We start from the raw sequence: 25,099 nt of genomic DNA, 5'->3' as shown, positions 1-25,099 counted from the left end.
GGATATGAGCGACTACAAGCACACTCTGAACCTGCCAGAAACCGACTTCCCCATGCGCGGCATGCTGCCCAAGCGCGAGCCCGCCCGGGTGGCGCAGTGGAAGGAGATGGATCTCTACCATCGCCTGCGCGAGGAGCGCCGGGGCAGGGAGCTGTTCGTCCTCCACGACGGCCCTCCCTACGCCAACGGCAGCATCCATATCGGTCACGCCGTCAACAAGATCCTCAAGGACATCATCGTCAAGTCGAAGAACCTGGCCGGCTTCGACGCCCCCTACGTGCCCGGCTGGGACTGCCATGGCCTGCCCATCGAGCACAAGGTGGAGACCACCCACGGCAAGCACCTCGAGCCGGCGCGTGCCCGCGAGCTGTGCCGCGAGTACGCCGCCGAGCAGATCCAGGGGCAGCTCAGCGACTTCGTGCGCCTGGGCGTGATCGGCGACTGGGACAACCCCTACCGCTCCATGGACTACGCCAACGAGGCCGGCGAGATCCGCGCGCTGGCCGACATGGTCGAGGCGGGTTATGTGTTCAAGGGGCTCAAGCCCGTGAACTGGTGCTTCGACTGCGGCTCGGCCCTGGCCGAGGCCGAGGTGGAGTACCAGGACAAGAAGTCCGACGCCATCGACGTGGCCTTCCCGGTGGAGGATGCCGATCGCCTGGCCGCCGCCTTCGGCCTCGCAGAGCTGCCCAAGCCGGCGGCGATCGTCATCTGGACCACCACCCCCTGGACCATCCCCGCCAACCAGGCGCTCAATGTGCACCCGGCGTTCACCTACGCCCTGGTGGACACCGGCGAGCGGCTGCTGGTGCTGGCCGAGGAGCTGGTGGAGTCGTGCCTGGAGCGCTTCGGTCTCATGGGCCAGGTGATCGCCACCGCCAAGGGCGAGGCCTTCGACGGCATCCGCTTCCGCCACCCCTTCTATGATCGCCTCTCGCCTGTGTATCTCGCCGACTACGTGGAATCCGAGGTGGGCAGCACCGGCATCGTTCACTCGGCCCCGGCCTACGGCGTCGACGACTTCGTCACCTGCCGCGCCCACGGCATGACCTTCGACGAGATCGAGAGCCCGGTGCAGGGCAACGGCGTTTACGCCGACAGCCTGCCGTTCTTCGGCGGCCAGATGATCTGGAAGGCCAATCCGCAGATCGTCGCCAAGCTCGAGGAGGTGGGGGCGCTGCTGGCCCACAAGGTGATCACCCACAGCTACATGCACTGCTGGCGCCACAAGAGCCCGGTGATCTACCGTGCCACCGCCCAGTGGTTCGTGGGCATGGATGTGCAGGGCAAGGACGGCAGGACCCTGCGCGAGCGGGCGCTGGAGGGCATCGAGGCCACCACCTTCACCCCGGCCTGGGGCAAGGCGCGCCTGCACAGCATGATCGCCAACCGTCCCGACTGGTGCATCTCCCGCCAGCGCAACTGGGGCGTGCCGATCCCCTTCTTCCTGCACAAGGCCACCGGCGAGTTGCACCCGCGCACCGTGGCCCTGATGGAAGAGGCGGCAAGCCGCGTGGAGCAGGAGGGCATCGACGCCTGGTTCCGCCTCGACCCGGCGGAGCTGCTGGGCGAGGAGGCCGCCGACTATGACAAGGTCACCGACACCCTGGACGTCTGGTTCGACTCCGGCACCACCCATCGCCACGTGTTGCGCGGTTCGCACCCCCACGGCCACGAGCAGGGGCCGATTGCCGACCTCTACCTGGAAGGCTCCGACCAGCACCGCGGCTGGTTCCACTCCTCGCTGCTGACCGGCTGCGCCATCGACGGCCACCCGCCGTACCGCGGGCTGCTGACCCATGGCTTCACCGTGGACGCCCAAGGCCGCAAGATGTCCAAGTCGGTGGGCAACGTGGTGGCGCCCCAGGAGGTGATGGACAAGCTCGGCGCCGACATCCTGCGCCTGTGGGCGGCCTCCACCGACTACTCCGGCGAGATGGCGGTCTCCGACGAGATCCTCAAGCGCACCGCCGACGTCTACCGGCGCATCCGCAACACCTCGCGCTTCCTGCTCGCCAACCTCAACGGCTTCGCGCCGGAGCGCGATGCGCTGCCCTTCGGCGAGATGCTGGCCCTGGACCAGTGGGTGGTGGACCGCGCCGCCCAGCTGCAGGCGCGCATCGAGATCGCCTACGAGGAGTACCGCTTCCTCGACGTGTACCAGCAGGTGCACGGCTTCTGTGCCCGGGAGCTGGGCGGCTTCTACCTGGACGTGATCAAGGATCGCCAGTACACCACCCAGGCCGACTCCGTGGCGCGCCGCAGCGCCCAGACCGCGCTCTACCACGTAGTGGAGGCGCTGGTGCGCTGGGTGGCGCCGATCCTCTCGTTCACCGCCGAGGAGATCTTCGAGAACATCCCGGGCAAGCGCGGCGACAGCGTGCTGCTGGCCGAGTACTACACCGGGCTCGAGACGCTCGCCGATGACGCCGCCATGGGCCGCGACTTCTGGGAGCAGGTGCTCGAGGTCAAGCAGGCGGTCAACAAGTGCCTGGAGGACGCCCGCAACGCCAAGACCATCAAGGGCAGCCTCGCCGCCGAGGTCACCCTCTACGTGGACGACGCCCTGCAGGCCACGCTCGCCAAGCTGGGCGACGAGCTGCGCTTCGTGATGCTCACCAGCGAGGTCCGCCTGGCACCGCTGGCCGAGGCCAAGGAGGCCGAGGCCACCGAGCTCGAGGGGCTCAAGGTGGCCGTGGTCGAGAGCCCCAACAACAAGTGCGAGCGCTGCTGGCACCACCGCGACGACGTGGGCATCCATCCGGCGCATCCGGACCTCTGCGGGCGCTGCATCAGCAACCTGCCGGACGGCCCCGGCGAGACGCGGCAGTTTGCCTGACGGCCTGCAGGAGGAGATGTCGATGTCCGAGGGAAGCGAGGCAGGAATGAGCGACAGCCAGAGCGGCCGGCCCGAGGCCATGCCCATGCACCGACCCCTGCGCTGGCTATGGCTGGCGCTGGCGGTGATCGTGCTGGACCTGGCCACCAAGTACGCCGCCAGTGCCTGGCTGGCGTACGCCCGGCCGGTGGAAGTGCTGCCGTTCTTCGACCTGACGCTGCTGCACAACACCGGCGCGGCCTTCAGCTTCCTGGCCGGCCATCCCGGCTGGCAGCGCTGGTTCTTCGCCACCATCGCGGTGGGGGCGAGCATCGGCCTGACGATCTGGATGCGCCGCCTCAGGCGCGACGAGACGCTGCTGGCCGTGTCGCTGGCGCTGATCATCGGCGGGGCGCTGGGCAACCTCTACGACCGGCTGGTGCACGGCTACGTGGTGGACTTCCTCTCCTTCCACGTGGCCGGCTGGTACTACCCGGCCTTCAACGTGGCGGACATCGGCATCACCCTGGGGGCCATCGGCCTGATCTGGGAGTCGCTGTTCGCCGAGCGGCGCCGGGCCCGGCGGCGTGGCTGAGGAACCCGCTCGCCGCCCGGCCGTCCAAGCCGCCACACCCTTCGCGACCTTCATGTGTGAAACTTCATGCACGCTTCGAGAGACACGCCATGAGCAACCAGGATTCCCAGGGCCTTCGCATCGACGAGGACATGGAAGTGACCCTGCACTTCACCCTCAGCCTGGAAGACGGCACCGTGGTCGATTCCACCCGTGACAAGGCGCCCGCCACCTTCCAGGTGGGTGACGGCAACCTGCCGCCCGGTTTCGAGCACCCCCTCAAGGGGCTGGCGGTCGGCGATACCGGCAGCTTCGAGATCACCCCCGAGCACGCCTTCGGACAGCACAATCCCCAGAACATCCAGATGCTCAAGCGCGACGACTTCGAGAGCGACGAGCCGGAGGTGGGCATGGTGATGTCCTTCGCCGATGCCGCCGGCGGCGAACTGCCCGGGGTGATCAGGAAGATCGAGGGCGAGCAGGTGGAAGTGGACTTCAACCACCCGCTGGCAGGGCGTACCCTGACCTTCGAGGTGGAAGTGCTGGACGTGAAGCCCGCGACGACCCACTGAAGCGTCAGCATCCATCGCCGTGCAAGCACGGCTCCTACAATGTCACGCGGGATGCCACGGTTGTTGTAGGAGCGCTGCTTGCAGCGCGAAGGTGGCTGCCACCCAACTTATCGACAGGCAGATGCACGCGCATCAAGGCAAGGCCCCCATGCAACCCGACACCATGCAAATCAAGCTGGCCAACCCCCGCGGCTTCTGCGCCGGCGTCGACCGCGCCATCGAGATCGTCAACGGCGCCCTGGACGTCTTCGGCCCGCCGATCTACGTGCGCCACGAGGTGGTCCACAACCGCTTCGTGGTCGACAGCCTGCGCGAGCGGGGGGCGGTGTTCGTCGAGGAGCTCCATGAGGTGCCCGACGACGTCATCGTGATCTTCTCGGCCCACGGTGTCTCCCGCGCCGTGCAGGAGGAAGCCGAGCGCCGGGGGCTCAAGGTGTTCGACGCCACCTGCCCGCTGGTCACCAAGGTGCACCTGGAGGTGCTGCGCTACGCCCGTCGCGGCCAGGAGTGCATCCTGATCGGCCACGAGGGGCATCCCGAGGTGGAGGGCACCATGGGGCGCTACGACACCTCCCATGGCGGGCAGATCTACCTGGTCGAGGACGAGGCGGACGTGGCCAACCTCGAGGTCAAGGACCCGAGCAGGTTGGCCTTCGTCACCCAGACCACCCTCTCCATGGATGACACCGCCAGGGTGATCGATGCCCTGCGCGCGAAGTTCCCCGAGATCCAGGGGCCGCGGAAGGACGACATATGCTACGCCACCCAGAACCGCCAGGACGCCGTGCGCGAGCTGGCGGATGGCGCCGACCTGGTGCTGGTGGTGGGCAGCCCCAACAGCTCGAACTCCAACCGCCTGCGCGAGCTCTCCGAGCGGGTTGGCACCCCGGCCTACCTGGTCGACAGCGCCGAGCAGGTCGACCCGGCGTGGCTCGACGGGGTCGGCGTGATCGGCGTCACCGCCGGCGCCAGCGCCCCCGAGGTGTTGGTCAAGGGCGTGATCGAGCGGCTGCAGGCCCTGGGGGCCACCGCCCCCGAGGAGCTTACCGGCCGCGAGGAGACCATCACCTTCTCTATGCCCCGCGAGCTCCGCGAGCGGGTGATCGCCAGCGAGTAGCAAACCTCTCGCAGAGCAGACAGCAGAACGCCGCCGTCAGGGTCCTGACGGCGGCGTCTTCGCATCGTAGGGGCAGGTTTTCGTAGGAGCTCAGCTGGCTGAGCGATCCATCGCGAAGCGATGGTGCCGCCGCCCGGCGGCTGGAATGGCAGTCGCCCTCAAAAACGCACTCTCCCCCTCGACCGCGTGTGGCCCCTGCAAGCCCACAGGGCCCGCCGAGACTGGCGTGTAAGCAGCCCCTCATCCGGGCAGCATGGCATTTTTGCTCCCTCACCCTATCGAAACGCCACATCTTGATACATACTGAAACAAATGTCTTGACCCGCAGGGAGACGCCGCGCGTGACCCTCACGAGCACACGACCCAGGCCCCAGGGCCCCTCTGGCAGCACCCGGCGCAGCGCCGGCTTCACGCTCATCGAACTGATGATTGTGGTAGCCGTGATCGGGATTCTGGCGGCGATTGCGTATCCGAGCTACACGCGGTATGTGCAGGAGGCGCGGCGGACCGATGCCATGTCGGCTTTGAGTAGCGTCGCTGGGCAATTGGAGCGGTGTTATACAGTAACTAGCGACTACACGGCGGCTAGCTGCCCTAGTGGTACTGACATTCCGTCAGATGAAGGGTACTACTTGATTGATATCAGTGCTACAGCTTCTACCTATACGCTCACTGGAAAGCCTCAGGATGCTCAGTCCGACGACAGTTGTGGAAACTTTACTCTTAATCACCAAGGCGTTAGGGGAGCTGATGGAGCCGACTGCTGGTAAGAGTGCCAAGAATGGTGGCTTTACGCTGATCGAGCTGCTGGTGACTATTGCAGTAGCCATTATTTTGGCGACCATAGCGGTGCCTAATTTTCAGAGCATGATTGTTAGAAATCGCCTAGTAGCCGACCATAACGAAGTGCTTACTGGTCTCAGTTATGCTCGAAGTGAAGCGGTGAAGAGGCGTGAAAAAGTTAGCGCTGTGATAACGCCGGACGCTGATGGAAATGGTTGGAAATTACAGGTTTGGCATGATGATGGAACAGGAGATGTAACCTGCCCTGCGGATGCCGAGTGCCTACAGGTGAGAGATAAGACTAATTCGTCGGTTAACATATCAACGAGCAGTGACGGTAAGGTGACTTTTAATTCACTGGGTCGTCTATCTGGTGCTTCTTCTATTAAATTTGAGATCTCTCATGGTGGAAGTTATACAAGATGCGTAGCGGTTGGGTTGTCTGGCATGGTGAGTTCGCAGGAGGGCAGCTGTAGTGGATCGTGATTGCCTTAAAGAATATATCGGGGATGGCCGCCAGAACCGCCAGAAAGGTTTCACTCTTCTGGAAGTTTTAATTGCCGTGCTGGTATTGTCTGTTGGGCTGCTAGGTGTGGCAGCCCTGCAAATGAAGTCTATGCAGAGTGCGCATCTTTCCTATCAGCGTTCCATTGCAAATCTGGCGGCCCAAGATGCGGTTGAAAGATTATGGGTTGCATTGGGTTCTGCGAGTAATGAATGTCCCGATCCTGATGATGCGTCATACCCTGTTGAAGATGCATGGAGAAGTCACTGGAGCGGAAAGCTTCCAGGGATGTCTTCAGTTAGTACAATCACAAGGGGTAGCACGGTACGGTGTGAATATACCATTTTGGTGGCTTGGGATGATGACCGATTTGTTGGTATTGATGGGAGTGGCGAGGCGGTCTCCTCACTTACCTATGTCATACAGCTTCCTGGAAGAGAGCCTGAGCCATGATGATTTCTCATGAGAGGCTGAGAGTGGGTGGCCAGAAGGGCTTTTCCTTGGTCGAGCTTATGGTGGCCTTGGTCATCGGTTTACTGGTAGTGTTTGGGGCTACTCAAGTTTTTGTCGCCGCTAAGGTGTCCTATAATAGGACTGCAGAACTGTCGGTGCGGCAGGAATCCTTGCGTTTTTTCGTGGACATTCTTTCTTTGGATGTAAGAAGTTCGGCTGTGAATGGAGTTAGCGTGTCGGCTGATAATGCTACTCTTAGTTTGGAGTATGATAGTAGAACTGATGATCCTTATTGTGGTGCTGGCAACGATCTAGTTAGTGTAAATTATAGTTATTCTTCTGGTGCTGTGTCTTTATCGTACCAGTGTGATAGTGCGAGCTATGGCCCTGACCCACTGGTGAGTGGGATAGAAGATGTGAGTTTTGAGCAGTTTGTATCTATTCAGGATGCTGATCTAAAGACAGGGTATGTGAAGGTGGCTATGTCTTTCCCTACGTTGCCTGGAGAGACTTCATCGGACAGCACCTTTACCTTTAGGGTGGCGAATCGAGAGGCCGTTGCCAGATAACGGCTATATTTTGGAGGTTGTAATGAAGAGAAGACAAGAGGGGGCCGCGCTAATAGTAGGGTTGGTGCTGCTGACGGTTTCATTGCTCTTAGGGCTCTCCAGTGTTCAGTCTTCTAGACTGGAAGAAACTATGACGGGGAATCAGCGCTCAATGGAGCTGGCATATATGGCTTCCGAAACTGGGACGTCAAAGTTTTATGACTGGCTGAAAAATACCACGGCATGGCCATCAGGGTCTGGTGACTTGACATATAGCAATGATGGGCAAGTAGGAGAATATGCTAGATATGAAATAGAAAGTGCGTGCTGGGGAGCGCCCGTTAGCGATCCTTCTTCTTGTGTTGAAAATTATGATGCTGAGCATGTCACACTATGGATGAAGGGGCTGGCAGAACGCGGTGAAGTAGTGGCTAGGCTGGTGTCTAAATACAAACAGCTTCCCATACCTCCACATAGCGCTGCATATACATGTTTCGATGTTTATTGCTCGGATACCGTAAGTGGCAATGCGGAACTCACCGGTGAAGATTACCATGTTCCAGAGGTGTTTGACTGCGAAGGCAATGCTTGTATAGCAAGCCAAAATGAGGATGCCCCGACAGAATACGATGCGTATTATCCGGATGTCCCTTATGAGAACCATCCTGTTGTGGAGGATTGTTCAAGCCACGAGACAGATGGGAGCAGTTATACCATTTGTGATAACAAATTTTACGGGTATAACGATGCTTACGGTGATCAGTCAAATTGGTATGATTTTATAGATTTTATTGATGGGTCGGGCTATGATGTCGAGCTGAATACTGGTGATGAGCTAAGCTATAACGTTGGTGGTAGGGATGATTATGACTCTTCCTTTTCGGACTCTGAGTTAGAGGCAAGTGGTTTTTGGGGTAGCGTTTCTTCTAAATTTATAGAAGTGAGAGAAGGGGCTGATGTTACAGTAAAGGCCAGCACAAATACCTTGGGCGTGATTGTGGTTCGAGAAGGTGCTGTGTTGGACTATAAAGGTACTAGTACTCATGAAGGGGTTATTTTGATAGAGCCGGGCGGAACTCTTAAGTTTAGCTCTGGCAATCCTCAGGTTTATGGGGGGATTGTGGCTCTCAACAGTGTAAATGAGGATGGGGAAATTATAAGCGGGGAGCTTAATATTAGTGGTAACATGGGCGTCCACTATAGTAGTTTGGCATGGAAGTTGCTCTCTCAAGGAGGGAAGGGCGTTCGACTTGTTGCATGGTATGAAGATGTTTCTCAGTAGGGTGAAAGTTGCTAACAAATAGTAGTTCTGTTGTCTTTGTGGCGTGTTCTTCCTGCGCTATTTAAGTCAATAGATAGTTTGAATGATGATCTACTACATGCGTTGGATGTGCCATTATGTCTCTGCGTCCAGCCCAGTGCGGAAAACCGCACTGAGCTGGTCGTCTCTGTTGAAGCTGATTTCGACCTTGTCCGAAGCTTTCAACACACACAGTACAGTTTCTCCCGCCAGGCTGCCTCCTGAGGCCTCGCATTCCTCAATGGCTCAATCGTGGTCTCAGTCATCGCAGGTGCAGAAACCAATGAGGTATAGACCCTCATTGTTGCTGTCAGCAGAGGACAACTCCTGTCACTCAATTGATCATCCGGGACCCTGCATTTACAGGGTCAACATGTCGGCTCACCATCGGCTTCCCCACCGATCCGGACTCGCCCCATATTGTTGACGATGACCTTCACCCCATCACCGTGGCTTCCGCAGATCTCGAAGGTGCCGTTGTGCCCCTTGGCCCAGCCGGTGGCTTGATAGCGAACAGGATAATCTCGGTTGAAGGTGACGGTAGGGCCGTCGCTGCCTTCCAGTACCTTGAGCAACTCGCCATCCGTCAGATCGCCGCTGGCGACCTGACCCTCCACCACTACGAGCGGATGGGCCCAGTCCATGAAGTCACAGTTAGTGCTGCTAGGCGTCGGGCGTGGGCACACGGAAATCGTTGTCCGCCTCGTCACCGCTGTATTCCTTGCCAACGCCAGCGCCGTCTTGATCCGCATCACCTCGGCGGCGACCTCGTTGCGGGCAGAGAAACGCTGGAAGCTCGGGATGGCCCAGGTGACCATGATGGCGAGCACGGCGATGGCGACGATCAACTCGATCAGCGTCAGGCCGTGCTGGCGCGAAGAAAGCGGGAAACTGGCAGCAGGGCGCATGGTGCCCTCCCGGCGGAGGCCTGTTCGGTGGGTCCTTTCTTCAGGCTAGCCGGGCGCTATCAGCCCGCCGTAGGCGATCGCGTACAGCGGCTGTGCGCCATCCATGCGGGAGGTTGGCGAGGTCGTCGTCAGTCGATTGGGCAGGTCTTGCTGATGAGCAAGACGTCACTCGTCTGACGTCTCATCAAGTGGCCCCCAGGAGCCATCCTTTCTCCACCCCTTGCCGGACCGCTTGCGCCGCTCCCGTACTTCCTTGATAGCCGCCCGTGTGTCCTGCAGCGGGTCTTCCAGGGCATTGACGGGGCGGAACGTCACCTCGCCCGGCGGGGCCCCATCGCGGTTGATGTGCTTGCTGATATTCGAGACATCTTCCGTGCTGATCAGCGCCGGGGAGGTCGATAGGGGATTCTTCTGCGTGACCAGGCGGCCGTCGTAGTCCCAGCAGCGCTGCGGTACCTGGGAGACGGCCCAGCTGCGTCCTTGCCACTCCGCGACCCTGCCCTCATCCACCAGCCTGAGACGATGAAGCGGCACCACTGCGGCGATGCGGCGAGTGTTGAGCACGATACCCGTATCGCCCATGCGAACCCCGCCCTGATATTGCTCGAAATGAAGCGCCTCCCTCACCCGCCTGGGCTTCTCGGTCGATTCCAGTATCCCCTGGCCGCAAAGGTGCAGGGTCCCCTTATCGATCTGCTTGATGACCCAGGCCTTGAGCGGGGTCTTCTTGAAGAGGTTGCGAATCATGTGGGGGTGGCCAGCTTTCAACTCGTTGAACGAGAACACACTGGCGGCGTGTCAAGCCCGGGGAGCGATGACCACCCTAGGCGGTGGGCAGAGTCGCAGCGGACAAGGACGTCGAGAAGTGACCCAATCTAAAAGGGTAGGTCATGGCGTCATTAGCGTCACTGCCGGGCAAGGGCTCGCACAGCGGTGGGGTATTGCTGGCGATGATGGTCTTGGCACTGGTGCCCGGCCATAGGCGATCGCTAACGGCTACTGTGCGCCATCCATGCGGGAGGTCGGCGAGGTCATCCTCGGTCGAGGGGGCAAGGCAGGGGGCAAGCGGGCGAGGATCACTCCCCGCCCTTGTGGTTCTTCAGTCGTCCCTTTCCTGCCTGTTCTCTTCCTTCTGCTCTTCTTTCTTCTCTTCCTTCTGTTCGGCCAGGTACTTGTCGCGGTGGTCGCCGGAGCAGAACCAGTCGCCACGCTCGCGCAGGGCGTCGTCCTCGGGCAGGTGCACCTGGCACCAGCTGCAGCGCACCATGCGGTTGCCCTGGTCGTCGCCCCCTTGCTGCGGGCCATCGCGGTCCAGTTTCCACTCGCGGTACATGCGGTAGAGCTTCAGGCCGGCGAAGAACAGCACGGCGAAGATGATCAGGCGAATCAGCAACAGGTTCATTCCTTGTGGAACTCCCAGGTGGGGGTGGCCGGCTTTGCCACTCGGCCGCCCTTGCGGGACAATGGCGGATATCCATCGATTCTCGAGAGATTTCCAAGCCCATGCAAGACCTGACCCTGGTGATGGCTCAGCTCGACCCTCTGGTCGGCGACATTCCCGGCAACGCCGACCTCGCCATCGAGACCGTGCGCGAGGCACGCATCGAGCATGGTGCCGATATCGTGGTGCTGCCCGAGCTCTTCCTGACCGGCTACCCGCCGGAGGACCTGCTGCTGCGCCCCTCCATGGAGACTCGCCTGCGTCATGCCCGGGCCCACATGGCCGAGAAGATGGCCCGCGACGTCATGGTCATCGTCGGCTATCCGGGGCGCCGCGAGGGGCAGAACTGGAACCTGGCCGGGGTGCTCTACAACGGCGAGTGGCTCGACGAGTACGCCAAGCAGGCGCTGCCCAACTACGAGGTGTTCGACGAGCAACGCTACTTCGCCATCGGCAACCAGCCGCTGGTGGTTGAGCACAAGGGCGCCAGGATCGGCATCCTGATCTGCGAGGACATCTGGAGCGAGAAGCCGGTCCGCCAGGCCCGCGATGCCGGCGCCCAGATACTGGTCACCCTGAATGCCTCGCCCTTCCACCTGGACAAGCCTGCCGAGCGCTTGGCGCTGCTCGAGGCGCGTGCTCGCGAGGTGGCGCTGCCCATCGTCTACGTCAACCAGATCGGCGGCCAGGACGAGCTGGTCTTCGATGGTGGCTCGGCCTGCGTCGATGCCAAGGGCGAGCTGATGGTGCAGGCGCCCCACTGGGCGGTGGGCCTGATGCCGGTGCAGTTCGTGCGCGACCAGCACCACTGGGTGCCCCAGCCGGGCGAGACCGAGCCCGAGGTCGAGCCGGAGGAGAACCTCTACTGCGCGCTGGTCACCGGCCTGCGCGACTACGTCAACAAGAGCGGCTTCGAGGGCGTGGTGCTGGGGCTCTCCGGCGGCATCGACTCGGCGCTGTCGCTGGCCATCGCAGTGGACGCCCTGGGCCCGCAGCGCGTCCATGCGGTGATGATGCCCTACCACTACACGGCGGATATCTCCCGGCAGGATGCCGCCGAGCAGGCCGAGATGCTGGGCGTGGGCTACGAGGTGCTGCCCATCGAGCCGATGGTCGAGGCGTTCATGACGACCCTGGCCGAGAGCTTTGCCGGCACCGAGCGGGACACCACCGAGGAGAACCTGCAGTCGCGCTGCCGCGGTGTGCTGCTGATGGCGATCTCCAACAAGAAGGGCCTGATGGTGCTGACCACCGGCAACAAGAGCGAGATGGCGGTGGGTTACGCCACTCTCTACGGCGACATGGTGGGTGGCTACAACGCCATCAAGGACGTCTACAAGACCTGGGTCTACCGCCTGGCGCGCTGGCGCAACGTCCAGTCGCCGGCGATCCCTGCGCGGGTCATCGAGCGGCCGCCTACCGCCGAGCTCGCCCCGGACCAGCAGGACAGCGACAGCCTGCCGGACTACGACGTGCTCGATGCCATCCTGGTGCGCTATATCGAGGGCGACATGAGCGCCGAGGCGATCATCGAGGCGGGCTTCGAGCGTGAGGATGTCTACAAGGTGGTCAAGCTGGTGGACCGCTGCGAGTACAAGCGGCGCCAGGCGCCGGTGGGCGTGCGCGTCACCCGGCGCGGCTTCGGCCGCGACCGCCGCTACCCCATCGTCAACGGCTGGCAGCCGGGGGACTGACGGCGTCAAGCCGCAAGCGCCGGGCCAATAGAAACGAGAAACGCCACCCCCTTTCGGGCGGTGGCGTTCTTCCGTCAAGAGGGCAGGGTCAGTGCGAATGCGAGCCGTGCTGCTCCAGGCGCTCGGCCAGCCAGATCTTGATGATGGACTGGCGGGTGACGCCGAGACGAGCGGCTTCCCGGTCCAGCGAGTCGATCATCCATGTCGGGAAGTCGACATTGACGCGCTTCTGCTTCCTGAGCGGACGACTGGCTTGCGACAGGTCGAGCTCATCGATGATGTCGTCACCTTCATCGAAACGGTTATCGAGATCATGGGCTTTCATAGAGGGCTACCTCACTGCTGCGCGATGCATCGGCGACTCCCTATGTGCCTGGCGGCGCCAATCGCCCAATGAATTCCGTTCCCACAGGGTGCGGAGCCACCGGACAGGTTGTCGTGGGAGCTTTGCTTGCAAAGCGATTGGTACGCCGCTGAGGCCGCCGCTATGCGGCGGATCGCGCTGCAAGCAGCACTCCCACAGGGAACTGTCAGTGCATTCACGCTGATCTGCGAAGAACCTTTGATGATGCCGGCCACAGTGGCGGCATCATCCTACTCGGCGCTCGGCGCTCGGCGCTCGGCGCTCGGCGGCGTCAGGCCGAGAGGGCGTCGGCCTTGACGTGCTCCGGGCGGAAGGAGCGGCCGCGCAGGCGCTCGTGGTCCGGCGCATTCTCGATCAGCACCTGGAGGGTCTCGCGGGCGCGGTCGCGCATCTCGAGGCCCAGGTAGCCCTCCACCATCACCGCCAGGGCATCATGGGTGGCCTCGGACTGCGGGTAGTTCTCGATCACCCAGCGGCCGCGCTCCACGGCGGCCAGGTAGGCCCCCTTGCGCAGGTAGAAGTCGGCCACGTGCAGCTCGTGGCGGGCCAGCACGTTGCGCAGGTAGACGATGCGCTGCCGGGCGTCCGGGGCGTACTGGCTGTCCGGAAAACGCTGGATCAGCTCCTGGAAGTCGGCGTAGGCATCGCGGGTGGCGCCCGGGTCGCGCTTGGCGATATCGATCAGCCGCAGCCGCTCCAGGCTGAAGCGCCCCGCCTGCCAGGCGGCCAGGCCACGCATGTAGTAGGCGTAGTCCACCTGGGGGTGGTCCGGGTGCAGACGAATGAAGCGGCTGGCGGCGGCGCGGGCGCCTTCCCAGTCGTCGGTCTCGTAGTAGGCGTAGATCAGCTCCAGCTGCGCCTGCTCGGCATGCTCGCCGAAGGGGAAGCGGGTATCGATGGCCTCGAGCCGGTTGATGGCGGTGGTGTAACTGCCATCCTCCAGGGCCTCGCGACCCTCCTCGTAGAGCTGGCGCTCGGCGACGCCATCGAGCTCGTCTTCCTGGGAATCGGTGCTGGCGCAGCCGGCCAGCAGGACGCCGGCCATCAGCAGGGACGCCAGGCGGGCGGGGGAGGTGATAACGCGCATCGTGATCCTCGTGTCTAACAACCCGGACGGCCGTGATAGAATCGGCCGATATCCGCCCACTATAAAGCACCTTGCGGCGAAACGCAGTCATCGCTCCCGGTGCGCAAAGAGCCCTGTCCCGACCCATGTCCCAGACCCTCGACGCACAGCATCGCGTTCCCGAACGCATGGCGGGCCTGCGCCTCGACCAGGCCGCCGCCGAACTCTTCGCCGACTTTTCCCGGGAGCGGCTCAAGGCCTGGATCAAGAGCGGGGCCCTGACCCTGGATGGCCAACCCGCCAAGCCCAAGGACAAGGTCTACGGCGGCGAGGCCCTGGTCCTGGCCGCCGAGATCGAGGACGACACCCGCTTCGAGCCCGAGGACATCCCCCTGACGGTGGTGTACGAGGACGACGAGGTGCTGGTGATCGACAAGCCGCCGGGCCTGGTGGTGCATCCCGCCGCCGGCAACCCCGACGGCACCCTGCTCAATGCCCTGCTGCACCACGACCCGCAGTTGGCCACCATCCCGCGGGCGGGCATCGTGCACCGCCTGGACAAGGACACCAGCGGGCTGATGGTGGTGGCCAGGACCCTGGCCGCCCAGACCGCCCTGGTCGAGCAGCTCCAGGCGCGCACCGTCTCGCGGGAGTACGATGCCGTGGTGGTCGGGGTGATGACCGCCGGCGGCACCGTGGACGCCCCCATCGGCCGCCACCCGCGCGACCGCAAGCGCCAGGCGGTGAATGCCTCGGGCAAGCCGGCGGTGACCCACTACCGGGTGGTGGAGCGCTTCCGCGCCCATACCCATGCGCGCTGCAAGCTCGAGACCGGCCGCACCCACCAGATCCGCGTGCACATGGCCCATGCGCGCTATCCGCTGATCGGCGACCCGGTCTACGGTGGGCGCCTCAAGCTGCCGGCCGGCGCCGGCGAGACGCTCAAGGAGATCCTGCGCGAGTTCCCCCGCCAGGCGCTGCATGCCCGCAAGCTGGCCTTCGTGCATCCGGTCAGCGGCGAGCGGATGGCCTTCCGTGCGCCGCTGCCGGATGACCTGCTGATGCTGCTCGACTACCTGCGCGAAGACCGCGAGACCATGCGTTAAGGACCCCGTGATGAGCGATACCTTCGACCTGCGCCCGACCCCGATCCTGCCCGACTGGCCGGCGCCGGAGAGCGTGGGCGCCTTCGTCACCACCCGGGAGACCGGCCCCAGCCAGGGCCCCTTCGCCGCCTTCAATCCCGCCGAGAACCTGGGCGACAACCCGGACCACGTGGCGCTGTGCCGCCGGCAGCTGGAGAAGGAGGTCGGCGACGGCCGCCCGCTGCTGTGGCTCGACCAGGTGCACGGTGCCCGGGTACAGCAGGCCTACTCCGATGCCCGGCCCCAGGCGGACGCCGCCGTGGCGATGAGTAGTGACTATGCCTGCGTGGTGCTCACCGCCGACTGCCTGCCGGTGTTTCTCTGCGACCGTCGCGGCGAGCGGGTGGCGGTGGCCCATGCCGGCTGGCGCGGGCTGGCCGGCGGCGTGATCGAGGCGACCGTGGGGGCGATGGGCCTGCCGCCTGAGGAGCTGATGGCCTGGCTGGGCCCGGCGATCTCCAACGCCCAGTTCGAGGTCGGCCCCGAGGTGCAGCAGGCCTTCGTCGGCGTGCACCCGGAGGCCGAGGCCGCCTTCGACCCCAGCCCCTACCGGCTCGGCCACTACATGGGCGACCTCTACAAGCTGGCCCGCCTGCGCCTCGAGCGCCTGGGCGTCTCCCATATCAGCGGCGGCCACTTCTGCACCGCCTGCGAGCCCCGCTTCTACTCCTACCGCCGCGACGACGGCATTACCGGCCGCATGGCCAGCGTGATCTGGTTGCGTTGACGCGAGGCACAAGCCTCAAGGAGCAAGGTTCAAGGAAACCCCGAGGCCTTCGGCCAGCCACAAGGAAAAGATCCTTGTGGCCTTCAGTCCGGGGTTGATGCTGGATTGCCCCTTGCCCCTTGCCCCTTGCCCCTTGCCCCTTGCCCCTTGCCCCTTGCCCCTTGCCCCTTGCCCCTTGCCCCTTGCCCCTTGCCCCTTGCCCGCTTGACCAGCGTCAACTCGTCGCGCCCTTTCCCTGGCCGTCGACTTGAAAGCCGCCCAGGCTGACTCCATTGATACCGTCAAGACACATAGACAGGGCCAAACGGTGCGTCCGACCGCGCCGTCACCCCGATGGAGGAAAGCGAATGCGATTCGACAAGTTCACCGCCAAGCTGCAGAACGCCGTGGCGGATGCCCAGTCGCTGGCCGTGGGCCGTGGCCACAACCAGCTGGAGCCCGGCCACCTGCTGCTGGCGTTGCTGGAGGCCACCGATACCGGCGTGAAGGCGCTGGTGCAGAAGGCCGGCGGCGATGCCGCCCGGCTGCGCGACGGCCTGGTGGGCCACCTGGACGACCTGCCCAAGGTCGCCAACTTCGATGGCGAGGTACAGCCCTCCCGCGACCTGATCAAGTTGTTCAACCTCACCGACCGCGAGGCCCAGAAGCGCGGCGACCAGTACATCGCCAGCGAGCTGGTGCTGCTGGCCGCGCTGGAGATGGGCCACGCGGTGACCAAGCTGCTGACCCAGGCCGGGGTGACCCGAAAGGCGCTGGAGAGCGCCGTCGACAGCGTGCGCGGCGGCGAGAAGGTCGACGACCCCAACGCCGAGGACCAGCGCGAGGCGCTGGAGAAGTACACCCTGGACCTCAACGAGCGGGCGGCCAGCGGCAAGATCGACCCGGTGATCGGCCGCGACGACGAGATCCGCCGCACCATCCAGGTGCTGCAGCGGCGCACCAAGAACAACCCGGTGCTGATCGGCGAGCCCGGCGTGGGCAAGACCGCCATCGTCGAGGGCCTGGCCCAGCGCATCGTCGACGGCGAGGTGCCGGAAGGGCTCAAGGACAAGCGCGTGCTGTCGCTGGACATGGGCGCGCTGCTGGCCGGGGCCAAGTTCCGCGGCGAGTTCGAGGAGCGCCTCAAGTCGGTGCTCAAGGAGCTGGCCCAGGAGGAGGGCCGGGTGATCCTGTTCATCGACGAGCTGCACACCATGGTCGGTGCCGGCAAGGCCGAGGGCTCCATGGATGCCGGCAACATGTTGAAGCCCGCCCTGGCCCGCGGCGAGCTGCACTGCGTGGGCGCCACCACCCTGGACGAGTATCGCAAGTACATCGAGAAGGACGCCGCCCTGGAGCGCCGCTTCCAGAAGGTGCTGGTGGACGAGCCCTCCGAGGAGGACACCGTGGCGATCCTGCGCGGCCTCAAGGAGCGCTATGAGGTCCACCATAAGGTCGACATCACCGACGGCGCGATCATCGCCGCGGCCAAGCTCTCGACCCGCTACATCACCGACCGCCAGCTGCCCGACAAGGCGATCGACCTGATCGACGAGGCCTCCTCGCGCATCCGCATGGAGCTCGACTCCAAGCCCGAGGAGATGGACCGCCTCGACCGCCGGCTGATCCAGCTGAAGATGGAGCGTGAGCACCTCAAGAAGGAGACCGACGAGGCCTCGAAGAAGCGTCTCGAGAGCCTCGAGGAGCAGATCGACGAGCTCGAGCGCGAGTACGCCGACCTCGACGAGATCTGGAAGGCCGAGAAGGCCAGCATCCAGGGGGCAGGGCAGTTCAAGGAGGAGCTCGACAAGGCCCGCATCGAGCTGGAGCAGGCCAAGCGCCAGGGTGACCTGGCGCGGATGTCGGAGATCCAGTACGGGGTGATCCCTGCGCTGGAGAAGAAGATCGCCGAGTCCAGCGAGGCCGAGGCCGATACCTCCAAGCACACCCTGCTGCGCTCCAACGTCACCGAGGAGGAGATCGCCGAGGTGGTCTCGCGCTGGACGGGCATCCCCGTGGCCAAGATGCTCGAGGGCGAGCGCGACAAGCTGCTGCGCATGGAGGAGGCGCTGCACGAGCGGGTGATCGGCCAGGACGAGGCGGTGACCGCCGTGGCCAACGCCGTGCGCCGCTCGCGGGCCGGCCTCGCCGACCCCAACCGGCCCAACGGCTCCTTCCTGTTCCTCGGCCCGACCGGGGTGGGCAAGACGGAGCTCTGCAAGTCGCTGGCGAACTTCCTCTTCGACACCGAGGAGGCGATGGTGCGCATCGACATGTCGGAGTTCATGGAGAAGCACTCCGTGGCGCGGCTGATCGGCGCGCCTCCCGGCTATGTTGGCTACGAGGAGGGCGGCTACCTGACCGAGGCGGTGCGCCGCAAGCCTTACTCGGTGCTGCTGCTCGACGAGGTGGAGAAGGCCCATGCCGACGTCTTCAACATCCTGCTGCAGGTGCTGGAGGATGGTCGCCTGACCGACGGACAGGGCCGCACCGTGGACTTCCGCAACACGGTGATCGTGATGACCTCCAACATGGGCTCGGACATTATCCAGCGCATGGGCGGCGACGACAGCGATTACGCCGAGATGAAGGAGATGGTGATGGCGGTGGTCGGCGACCACTTCCGTCCGGAGCTGATCAACCGCATCGACGAGGTGGTGGTCTTCCACGCCCTCGGCCAGGCGCAGATCCAGGCCATCGCCGAGATCCAGCTCGACCGCCTGCGCGCGCGGCTCGCGGAGCACGACCTGCGTCTCGAGGTCAGCGAGGCGGCGCTGGTCCTGCTGGCCGAGGCAGGCTTCGACCCGGTGTTCGGTGCCCGGCCGCTCAAGCGGGCGATCCAGAGCCGCATCGAGAACCCGCTGGCCCAGGACCTGCTGGCCGGGAAGTTCTCGCCGGGCGAGGTCATCCACGTGGAGGCGGAAGGCGACCAGCTGGTGTTCCAGAGCTGAGACCGCACGCCGTAAAGCGGCGTCACATTGCGCCACAAAGCGTTACCTTGCCGCCCGGGCGACCGGGCGGCGACGGTCTAAACTGACATCAGGTTGCGTCCTGTAACCCCCTTGCCCGTCCCTCCCCGCGAGTGGACGGGCTCTTTTGTGGTGGCCCGGGTGACACGACCACCTTGCCGGATGGCCCATCTTGGGCTACCCACGCCGTTTCCGCGGTTGACACTTCCACAGTGCTAATGGAATCTTGAGCCTTCCTGATACGGGCGCGGACTCCAGCGGGCAACCCCCCATTCCCGCGCGAAGGGTGGGCCGAGCGCCTCTACCCGCCGAAGGACTTCCGAATCCGGGCCAACCGCCCGGGTCGGCCAACGCCCCCGACGCGGTGAACCGCCGTGAAGGGAACGGCTGATTCACGTCGCAATGCATCAGCGTTCCCGAAAGAGTGCAGGCCCCAACAGGGCTTTTTGCCAGGGTTTGGCATCAGGTGCCGGCACGGCCGGCAGCGGCATACCGCCGCACTCGACTTCGTGTCCACACGGTGGGCGCGGATCGCACTCGAGACCTCCAGGGGAGATACATCTGTGGAACTGCTTTCCGGCGCAGACATGATTGCCCGCTTCCTCCAGGACGAGGGCGTCGAATACATCTATGGGTATCCCGGGGGGGCGGCGCTGCACATCTACGACGCGCTGTTCCGCCAGGACAAGGTCAAGCACATCCTGGTCCGCCACGAGCAGGCGGCCACTCATGCCGCCGACGGCTACGCCCGGGCCTCCGGCAAACCGGGCACGGTGCTGGTGACCTCCGGTCCCGGGGCGACCAACGCCGTCACCGGCATCGCTACCGCCTACATGGACTCGATCCCCATGGTGGTGCTGTGCGGCCAGGTGATGAGCCACCTGATCGGCGACGACGCCTTCCAGGAGACCGACATCATCGGCGTGACGCGGCCGATCGTGAAGCACAGCTTCTCGATCCGGCACCCGACCGAGATTCCCGAGGTCCTCAAGAAGGCCTACTACCTGGCCGCGACCGGCCGTCCCGGCCCGGTGGTGGTGGACATTCCCAAGGACATGACCGCACCTACCGAGCGCTACGAGTACGTCTACCCGAAGAAAGTGAAGATGCGCTCGTACAACCCGGTCACCCGCGGCCATACCGGCCAGATCAAGAAGGCCGTGGAGCTGATGCTCAAGGCCCGGCGCCCGGTCTTCTACACCGGCGGGGGCGTGGTCACCGGCCACGCCAGCGAGGGGCTGACCGACCTGGTCCAGCGGCTGGGCTATCCCATCACCACCACCCTGATGGGCATCGGCTCCTACCCACAGAGCGACCGCCAGTGCCTGGGCTGGCTGGGCATGCACGGCTCCTACGAGTCGAACATGGCCATGCACCATGCCGACCTGATCATCGCCATCGGCGCGCGCTTCGACGACCGCGTCACCAACAACACCTCGAAGTTCTGCCCCACGGCCAAGATCATCCATGTGGACATCGACCCGAGCTCGGTCTCCAAGACGGTGCGCGCGGACGTGCCCATCGTCGGCCCGGCCGGCAGCGTGATCAACGAGATGATCAGCATGGTGCAGGGCAAGGAGATCGCCAATCCCGAGGCCCTGGGCGACTGGTGGAAGCAGATCGACGGCTGGCGCGAGGAGCGCCGCGACAAGCTCTATGAGCCCTCGAAGCCCGGCGAGCCGATCAAGCCCCAGGAGGTGATCGAGGCGCTGTGCCGGGTGACCCGCGGTGAGGCCTACGTGACCACCGACGTGGGCCAGCACCAGATGTTTGCGGCCCAGTACTACAAGTTCGACAAGCCCAACCGCTTCATCACCTCCGGGGGGCTCGGCACCATGGGCTTCGGCTTCCCGGCGGCCATGGGCATCAAGCACAACTTTCCGGAGGAGCAGGTGATCTGCGTCACCGGCGAGGGCAGCTTCCAGATGATGATGCAGGAGCTCTCGACTTGTAAGCAGTTCGGTGGGGGGGTGAAGATCGTCAACCTCAACAACGCCTCGCTGGGCATGGTGCGCCAGTGGCAGGACCTCAACTACAAGTCCCGCCATGCGCACTCCTACATGGAGTCGCTGCCCGACTTCCAGCAGTTGATCGAAGCATATGGCTTCACCGCGCTGCGGGTGGAGACACTGGCGGATCTCGAGCCGGCACTGGAACGCGCCTTTGCCGACACGCACGAGCTGGTGTTCCTCGACGTTCTCGTCGACCCGCACGAGCACGTCTATCCGATGCAGGTGCCCCTGGGCTCCATGCGTGACATGCTGCTTTCCAAGACGGAGCGGACCTGATGCGCCATATCATCTCGATTCTGATGGAAAACGAACCGGGCGCCCTGTCACGCGTGGTGGGGCTGTTCTCCCAGCGCAACTTCAACATCGAAACGCTGAACGTGGCGCCCACCGAGGACCCGAGCCTGTCGCGGCTGACCGTGACCACCGTGGGGGACGACCGGGTGATCGAGCAGATCACCAAGCACCTCAACAAGCTGATCGACGTGGTGAAGCTGGTGGACCTGACCGAGGGCAACCACATCGAGCGCGAGCTGATGCTAGTCAAGGTCAAGGCGCTGGGCGCGGCCCGCGATGAGGTCAAGCGCACCGTGGACATCTTCCGCGCGCAGATCGTCGACGTGACGCCGAGCCTCTACACGGTGCAGATCACCGGTGACGCCGGCAAGCTGGATGCCTTCCTGCAGGCCATGGCGCCAGTGGGCATCCTCGAGGTGGCGCGCACCGGGGTGTCGGGGATTGCCCGCGGCGACAAGGTTCTTTCCCTGTAAGTGTGCCTGCAAGTGTGCCATCTGCCGCACCGCAAAGGCCGCCCCTCGGGGCGGCCTTCGTCTGTCTGGGGTGGTGGTTCAGTGCTCTATCACCTCGTCCCAGAGGGCGGCGATCAACGGGCTCCTCAGACGGCGCTCGAGCACGCAGAGCCCGACGTCGTAGTGGGGCAGTTCCGGCTTGACCGGCAGGACCCTGACCCGCTCCGCCAGGGGGCTGGTGTCGAGCACGATCCGCGGCACCACCCCGACGCCAAACCCCAGTCCCACCATGCTGACGATGGCCTCGTGGCCGGCCACCTGGGCATAGATCCGCGGTGCCACGCCCAGCGCCCGGAACCAGGTGTCGCTGTACTGGCGCGACAGGCCGGCCTCGGAGAGGATCATCGGCACCTCGCGCCACTGCTTGGCGGAGGGCGATTCCGGCGTGGTGGGGATCCAGTCATGGGCCTCGTGGGGCGCGATGAACACCAGCGGCGAGCGGGTCAGCGACTTGAAGGCCAGGGCATCCGGGGCCTGGCGCGGCCGCGGGGTGATCGCCATGTCCTCGTTGCCGGCCAGCACCCGGGGCAGTGACTGGGCCGGGTCCCCGGTGTGCAGCTTGAGCTCGATACCGGGGTGGCGGGTGCGGAACTCGCTGAGCAGCTCGTAGAGGAAACTGTAGCTGGCGGTCACCGAGCAGTAGATGCTGATCTCGCCGGTGAGGGTGCGCGCCTCGCTCATCAGCGACTGGCGCAGCCGTTCCCACTCCTCCAGGGTGTCCCGGGCATAGGCCTGGAAGCTGCGGCCTTGGCGGGTCAGCACCACATGGCGGTTGTCACGCTCGAAGAGCCGCACGCCCAGGCTCTCCTCGAGCTGGCGGATGGTGCGTGAGAGCGTCGAGGGGCTGACGTGGCAGGCCTCGCTGGCGCGGCCGAAGTGCAGGGTCTCGGCCAGGGCGAGGAAGTGCTTGAGGGGGCGCATGTCCATGTCGCCAGTATTGCATATTTCGGGATGTGATATTGCAAATATCGCGTTTTACGCAACGCGAGGGCTGGCGTAAGGTGATCCCCATCGGCTGCAACGCATCCCAGCGCCGCGACAGACGGCGCGGGTGGCCATCAACGCTGACCTCGATTCCACGCTATTACGTTCAGGAGACCCCCTATGCGCGTCTACTACGACAAGGACTGCGACCTCTCCCTCATCCAGGGCAAGAAGGTGGCCATCGTGGGCTACGGTTCACAGGGCCATGCCCACGCCAACAACCTCAAGGAGTCCGGTGTCGACGTCACCGTCGCCCTGCGCGAAGGCTCTTCCTCCGCGGCCAAGGCCGAGGCCGCCGGCCTCAAGGTCGCCTCCGTCGAGGAAGCCAGCAAGAACGCCGACGTGGTGATGATCCTCGCACCGGATGAGAACCAGAAGGCGATCTACGAGAACCAGGTCGCACCGAACCTGGCGCAGGGTGCCACCCTGGCCTTCGCCCACGGCTTCAACATCCACTACAACCAGATCGAGCCGCGCAAGGATCTGGACGTGGTGATGATCGCGCCCAAGGCCCCGGGACACACCGTGCGCTCCGAGTTCGTGCGCGGCGGCGGCATCCCCGATCTGATCGCCATCCACCAGGACGCCACCGGCAACGCCAAGGAGCTCTCGCTCTCCTACGCGGCGGCCATCGGCGGCGGTCGCAGCGGCATCATCGAGACCACCTTCAAGGACGAGACCGAGACCGACCTGTTCGGCGAGCAGGCCGTGCTGTGCGGCGGTGCCGTGGAACTGGTCAAGGCCGGCTTCGAGACCCTCACCGAGGCGGGCTATGCCCCGGAGATGGCCTACTTCGAGTGCCTGCACGAGCTCAAGCTGATCGTCGACCTGATGTACGAGGGCGGCATCGCCAACATGAACTACTCCATCTCCAACAACGCGGAGTATGGCGAGTACGTGACCGGCACCGAGGTGATCAACGAGCAGTCCCGCGCGGCCATGCGTAATGCGCTCAAGCGCATCCAGACCGGCGAGTACGCCAAGATGTTCATCAACGAGGGCAACAGCAACTATCCCTCGATGACCGCGCGTCGCCGCCTGAACGCCGAGCACCCGATCGAGCAGGTCGGCGAGAAGTTGCGCGGCATGATGCCGTGGATCGCCGCCAACCAGCTGGTCGACAAGTCGAAGAACTGATCCCCGCGATCCGTTCCGGCTGATGCGAGGGCGCGGGTTTCCGCGCCCTCGCTGCGTCTGGAGTCGTCGCGCTTCCGGTATCGTCGTGAGTCGTCGGCCGCTCTGTGTGTAGAATGGGGCGACACCCAAGCCGATGGAAGAGACAGATGAGTCGGGATGCGCACCACAGCGAGCAAGAGCCGGACCAGCCAGGCGACGAGGACCTGGCGAGCACCTTCGTGCGCGAGTCGGAGGTGATCGAGGAGGCCGAGGAGGATGGCCGGAAGGTGCGGCGCAAGGGCGTCTACCTGCTGCCCAACCTCTTCACCACCTCCGCCCTTTTCTCCGGCTTCTTCGCCATGGTGGCCGCCGTGAACGGGGACTTCACCACGGCGTCGATCGCCATCTTCATCGCCATGGTGCTGGATGGCCTGGATGGTCGGGTGGCCCGCCTGACCAACACCCAGAGCGACTTCGGCGCCGAGTATGACAGTCTCTCCGACATGCTCTCCTTCGGTGTGGCGCCTGGCCTGGTGGCGTTCATCTGGATCCTGCAGGACATCGGCAAGACCGGCTGGGTGGTGGCCTTCCTCTATGTGGCCTGCGCCGCGCTGCGACTGGCCCGCTTCAACGTGCAGATCGGCAGCGTCGACAAGAAGTGGTTCATCGGCCTGCCCAGCCCCTCGGCGGCGGCCCTGGTCGCGGCCAGTGTCTGGACCTTCCACAGCTTCGATGCCGATGCCTTCGGCTTCAAGCTGCTGATGCTCTTCGTGGTGGGGACCGCGGGGATACTGATGGTCAGCAATATCCGCTATTACAGCTTCAAGGACGTGGATCTCAAGGGACCGGTGCCCTTCGTCTTCCTGCTGGCCATCGTGCTGGGCTTCGTGGTCATCTCCATCGAGCCCTCGGTGATGCTGCTGCTGCTGTTCGGTGCCTACGTGATCTCCGGACCGGCGATGGCGGTGATGCGCAAGCTGAAGCACACGCCGACCACCCGCTGAGCCTGGCCAGTCATGCCCCGATACGCCCGCTTCGCGCGGGCGTTGTCGTCTCTGCCCGTGGGGCATGTCATCCACAGCCGGTGGTCGCGACATTTTTATTCCCGAGGGCCTTGCGCGGCCTCGGGATAATCCGTAAAGTACGCATCCGCTGCCGGCGACGGGCACACGTTGCAGGCGGTGATGAGTGGCAGAAGTGGTTGTTTCTGTTTGGGTT

Annotated in this window: 23 protein-coding genes; 17 read left to right on the top strand and 6 right to left on the bottom strand. The window is 64.1% G+C overall.

All coding sequences use genetic code 11. The features are described 5' to 3' along the window. Nucleotides 1-4 precede the first annotated feature (4 nt). From ileS to QLQ83_RS04945, 9 genes are all read left to right on the top strand, one after another. Nucleotides 5-2,839: an isoleucine--tRNA ligase gene (ileS, locus tag QLQ83_RS04985; RefSeq protein ID WP_282734451.1), complete on the top strand. Its 2,835-nt coding sequence runs from the start codon at nucleotides 5-7 to the stop codon at nucleotides 2,837-2,839. Nucleotides 2,840-2,861: 22 nt separating this feature from the next. Next, entirely contained in the window at nucleotides 2,862-3,413 is a 552-nt protein-coding gene (gene lspA, locus QLQ83_RS04980; RefSeq protein ID WP_282734450.1) for a signal peptidase II, read from the top strand. A gap of 89 nt (nucleotides 3,414-3,502) precedes the next feature. Beyond that, a complete protein-coding gene (gene fkpB / locus QLQ83_RS04975; RefSeq protein WP_282734449.1) occupies nucleotides 3,503-3,964 on the top strand; it encodes an FKBP-type peptidyl-prolyl cis-trans isomerase in 462 nt (153 codons plus the stop codon). 163 nt (nucleotides 3,965-4,127) lie between these two features. Then, the gene (gene ispH / locus QLQ83_RS04970) at nucleotides 4,128-5,081 is read left to right on the top strand and encodes a 4-hydroxy-3-methylbut-2-enyl diphosphate reductase (RefSeq protein ID WP_411971116.1); all 954 of its coding nucleotides are present in this window, start codon (nucleotides 4,128-4,130) and stop codon (nucleotides 5,079-5,081) included. Nucleotides 5,082-5,269: 188 nt separating this feature from the next. Further along, nucleotides 5,270-5,851 (top strand): type IV pilin protein, encoded by a 582-nt coding sequence (locus tag QLQ83_RS04965; protein ID WP_326521400.1) that lies wholly within the window; start codon nucleotides 5,270-5,272, stop codon nucleotides 5,849-5,851. Continuing rightward, nucleotides 5,769-6,350 (top strand): GspH/FimT family pseudopilin, encoded by a 582-nt coding sequence (locus tag QLQ83_RS04960; RefSeq protein ID WP_282734446.1) that lies wholly within the window; start codon nucleotides 5,769-5,771, stop codon nucleotides 6,348-6,350. Before QLQ83_RS04965 ends, QLQ83_RS04960 begins: the two co-directional genes overlap by 83 nt. Beyond that, nucleotides 6,340-6,822 carry a type IV pilus modification protein PilV gene (gene pilV, locus QLQ83_RS04955; RefSeq protein ID WP_282734445.1) on the top strand — a complete coding sequence of 161 codons (483 nt, stop codon included), beginning with the start codon at nucleotides 6,340-6,342 and terminating at the stop codon, nucleotides 6,820-6,822. The genes QLQ83_RS04960 and pilV overlap by 11 nt, the downstream gene beginning before the upstream one ends. After that, on the top strand, nucleotides 6,819-7,391 hold the full coding sequence (locus tag QLQ83_RS04950; protein WP_282734444.1) for a PilW family protein: 573 nt from the start codon (nucleotides 6,819-6,821) through the stop codon (nucleotides 7,389-7,391). Before pilV ends, QLQ83_RS04950 begins: the two co-directional genes overlap by 4 nt. Nucleotides 7,392-7,413: 22 nt before the next feature. Continuing rightward, the gene (locus QLQ83_RS04945; RefSeq protein WP_282734443.1) at nucleotides 7,414-8,652 is read left to right on the top strand and encodes a PilX N-terminal domain-containing pilus assembly protein; all 1,239 of its coding nucleotides are present in this window, start codon (nucleotides 7,414-7,416) and stop codon (nucleotides 8,650-8,652) included. Between the two features lie 386 nt (nucleotides 8,653-9,038). Here QLQ83_RS04945 and QLQ83_RS04940 read toward each other — a convergent pair whose 3' ends face one another. The 3 genes from QLQ83_RS04940 to QLQ83_RS04930 form a co-directional block, all read right to left on the bottom strand. Beyond that, a complete protein-coding gene (locus QLQ83_RS04940) occupies nucleotides 9,039-9,578 on the bottom strand; it encodes a GspH/FimT family pseudopilin (protein WP_282734442.1) in 540 nt (179 codons plus the stop codon). A gap of 165 nt (nucleotides 9,579-9,743) precedes the next feature. Next, complete coding sequence (locus tag QLQ83_RS04935) at nucleotides 9,744-10,325, bottom strand: hypothetical protein (RefSeq protein ID WP_282734441.1); 582 nt, start codon at nucleotides 10,323-10,325, stop codon at nucleotides 9,744-9,746. Between the two features lie 352 nt (nucleotides 10,326-10,677). Further along, a complete protein-coding gene (locus QLQ83_RS04930) occupies nucleotides 10,678-10,980 on the bottom strand; it encodes a PP0621 family protein (protein WP_282734440.1) in 303 nt (100 codons plus the stop codon). Between the two features lie 101 nt (nucleotides 10,981-11,081). Between QLQ83_RS04930 and QLQ83_RS04925 the strand changes: the two genes are divergently transcribed. After that, nucleotides 11,082-12,713 carry an NAD+ synthase gene (locus tag QLQ83_RS04925; RefSeq protein WP_282734439.1) on the top strand — a complete coding sequence of 544 codons (1,632 nt, stop codon included), beginning with the start codon at nucleotides 11,082-11,084 and terminating at the stop codon, nucleotides 12,711-12,713. A gap of 88 nt (nucleotides 12,714-12,801) precedes the next feature. Here the strand turns inward: QLQ83_RS04925 and brnA are convergent, their stop codons facing one another. Both brnA and QLQ83_RS04915 read right to left on the bottom strand, forming a co-directional pair. Next, nucleotides 12,802-13,038: a type II toxin-antitoxin system BrnA family antitoxin gene (gene brnA / locus QLQ83_RS04920; protein WP_282734438.1), complete on the bottom strand. Its 237-nt coding sequence runs from the start codon at nucleotides 13,036-13,038 to the stop codon at nucleotides 12,802-12,804. A 310-nt stretch (nucleotides 13,039-13,348) separates the two neighbouring features. Next, complete coding sequence (locus tag QLQ83_RS04915) at nucleotides 13,349-14,164, bottom strand: outer membrane protein assembly factor BamD (protein ID WP_282734437.1); 816 nt, start codon at nucleotides 14,162-14,164, stop codon at nucleotides 13,349-13,351. Nucleotides 14,165-14,289: 125 nt separating this feature from the next. On the opposite strand from QLQ83_RS04915, the gene rluD reads away from it, so the two are divergent. From rluD to ilvN, 5 genes are all read left to right on the top strand, one after another. Beyond that, entirely contained in the window at nucleotides 14,290-15,249 is a 960-nt protein-coding gene (rluD, locus tag QLQ83_RS04910; RefSeq protein WP_282734436.1) for a 23S rRNA pseudouridine(1911/1915/1917) synthase RluD, read from the top strand. A gap of 10 nt (nucleotides 15,250-15,259) precedes the next feature. Continuing rightward, on the top strand, nucleotides 15,260-16,015 hold the full coding sequence (gene pgeF / locus QLQ83_RS04905) for a peptidoglycan editing factor PgeF (protein ID WP_282734435.1): 756 nt from the start codon (nucleotides 15,260-15,262) through the stop codon (nucleotides 16,013-16,015). A gap of 347 nt (nucleotides 16,016-16,362) precedes the next feature. Continuing rightward, complete coding sequence (gene clpB / locus QLQ83_RS04900) at nucleotides 16,363-18,945, top strand: ATP-dependent chaperone ClpB (protein WP_282734434.1); 2,583 nt, start codon at nucleotides 16,363-16,365, stop codon at nucleotides 18,943-18,945. A gap of 581 nt (nucleotides 18,946-19,526) precedes the next feature. Then, on the top strand, nucleotides 19,527-21,251 hold the full coding sequence (locus QLQ83_RS04895) for an acetolactate synthase 3 large subunit (protein WP_282734433.1): 1,725 nt from the start codon (nucleotides 19,527-19,529) through the stop codon (nucleotides 21,249-21,251). Continuing rightward, nucleotides 21,251-21,742: an acetolactate synthase small subunit gene (ilvN, locus tag QLQ83_RS04890; protein WP_040183026.1), complete on the top strand. Its 492-nt coding sequence runs from the start codon at nucleotides 21,251-21,253 to the stop codon at nucleotides 21,740-21,742. The genes QLQ83_RS04895 and ilvN overlap by 1 nt, the downstream gene beginning before the upstream one ends. 78 nt (nucleotides 21,743-21,820) lie before the next feature. Here ilvN and ilvY read toward each other — a convergent pair whose 3' ends face one another. Next, the gene (ilvY, locus tag QLQ83_RS04885; protein WP_282734432.1) at nucleotides 21,821-22,708 is read right to left on the bottom strand and encodes an HTH-type transcriptional activator IlvY; all 888 of its coding nucleotides are present in this window, start codon (nucleotides 22,706-22,708) and stop codon (nucleotides 21,821-21,823) included. Between the two features lie 177 nt (nucleotides 22,709-22,885). On the opposite strand from ilvY, the gene ilvC reads away from it, so the two are divergent. Both ilvC and pssA read left to right on the top strand, forming a co-directional pair. Then, nucleotides 22,886-23,902 (top strand): ketol-acid reductoisomerase, encoded by a 1,017-nt coding sequence (ilvC, locus tag QLQ83_RS04880; RefSeq protein WP_282734431.1) that lies wholly within the window; start codon nucleotides 22,886-22,888, stop codon nucleotides 23,900-23,902. Between the two features lie 146 nt (nucleotides 23,903-24,048). Beyond that, nucleotides 24,049-24,885 (top strand): CDP-diacylglycerol--serine O-phosphatidyltransferase, encoded by an 837-nt coding sequence (pssA, locus tag QLQ83_RS04875; RefSeq protein ID WP_282734430.1) that lies wholly within the window; start codon nucleotides 24,049-24,051, stop codon nucleotides 24,883-24,885. Nucleotides 24,886-25,099: the final 214 nt, after the last annotated feature.

The sequence above is a fragment of the Halomonas rhizosphaerae genome (assembly GCF_030010555.1).
Classification (GTDB): domain Bacteria; phylum Pseudomonadota; class Gammaproteobacteria; order Pseudomonadales; family Halomonadaceae; genus Halomonas; species Halomonas rhizosphaerae.
Note: the sequence above shows the minus strand (reverse complement) of the source record. Positions and strands in the feature narration are given on the sequence as shown.

Bases quoted from the DNA above. Each gene is read 5' to 3' on its own strand.
- QLQ83_RS04915 (WP_282734437.1), bottom strand. From the start codon at position 14,164: ATGCGCGTTATCACCTCCCCCGCCCGCCTGGCGTCCCTGCTGATGGCC.
- fkpB (WP_282734449.1), top strand. From the start codon at position 3,503: ATGAGCAACCAGGATTCCCAGGGCCTTCGCATCGACGAGGACATGGAA.
- ilvN (WP_040183026.1), top strand. From the start codon at position 21,251: ATGCGCCATATCATCTCGATTCTGATGGAAAACGAACCGGGCGCCCTG.
- ileS (WP_282734451.1), top strand. From the start codon at position 5: ATGAGCGACTACAAGCACACTCTGAACCTGCCAGAAACCGACTTCCCC.
- pssA (WP_282734430.1), top strand. From the start codon at position 24,049: ATGAGTCGGGATGCGCACCACAGCGAGCAAGAGCCGGACCAGCCAGGC.
- ilvY (WP_282734432.1), bottom strand. From the start codon at position 22,708: ATGGACATGCGCCCCCTCAAGCACTTCCTCGCCCTGGCCGAGACCCTG.
- QLQ83_RS04925 (WP_282734439.1), top strand. From the start codon at position 11,082: ATGCAAGACCTGACCCTGGTGATGGCTCAGCTCGACCCTCTGGTCGGC.
- QLQ83_RS04930 (WP_282734440.1), bottom strand. From the start codon at position 10,980: ATGAACCTGTTGCTGATTCGCCTGATCATCTTCGCCGTGCTGTTCTTC.
- QLQ83_RS04935 (WP_282734441.1), bottom strand. From the start codon at position 10,325: ATGATTCGCAACCTCTTCAAGAAGACCCCGCTCAAGGCCTGGGTCATC.
- ispH (WP_411971116.1), top strand. From the start codon at position 4,128: ATGCAAATCAAGCTGGCCAACCCCCGCGGCTTCTGCGCCGGCGTCGAC.
- clpB (WP_282734434.1), top strand. From the start codon at position 16,363: ATGCGATTCGACAAGTTCACCGCCAAGCTGCAGAACGCCGTGGCGGAT.
- lspA (WP_282734450.1), top strand. From the start codon at position 2,862: ATGTCCGAGGGAAGCGAGGCAGGAATGAGCGACAGCCAGAGCGGCCGG.
- QLQ83_RS04960 (WP_282734446.1), top strand. From the start codon at position 5,769: ATGCTCAGTCCGACGACAGTTGTGGAAACTTTACTCTTAATCACCAAG.
- ilvC (WP_282734431.1), top strand. From the start codon at position 22,886: ATGCGCGTCTACTACGACAAGGACTGCGACCTCTCCCTCATCCAGGGC.
- QLQ83_RS04950 (WP_282734444.1), top strand. From the start codon at position 6,819: ATGATGATTTCTCATGAGAGGCTGAGAGTGGGTGGCCAGAAGGGCTTT.
- QLQ83_RS04940 (WP_282734442.1), bottom strand. From the start codon at position 9,578: ATGCGCCCTGCTGCCAGTTTCCCGCTTTCTTCGCGCCAGCACGGCCTG.
- QLQ83_RS04945 (WP_282734443.1), top strand. From the start codon at position 7,414: ATGAAGAGAAGACAAGAGGGGGCCGCGCTAATAGTAGGGTTGGTGCTG.
- brnA (WP_282734438.1), bottom strand. From the start codon at position 13,038: ATGAAAGCCCATGATCTCGATAACCGTTTCGATGAAGGTGACGACATC.
- pgeF (WP_282734435.1), top strand. From the start codon at position 15,260: ATGAGCGATACCTTCGACCTGCGCCCGACCCCGATCCTGCCCGACTGG.
- rluD (WP_282734436.1), top strand. From the start codon at position 14,290: ATGTCCCAGACCCTCGACGCACAGCATCGCGTTCCCGAACGCATGGCG.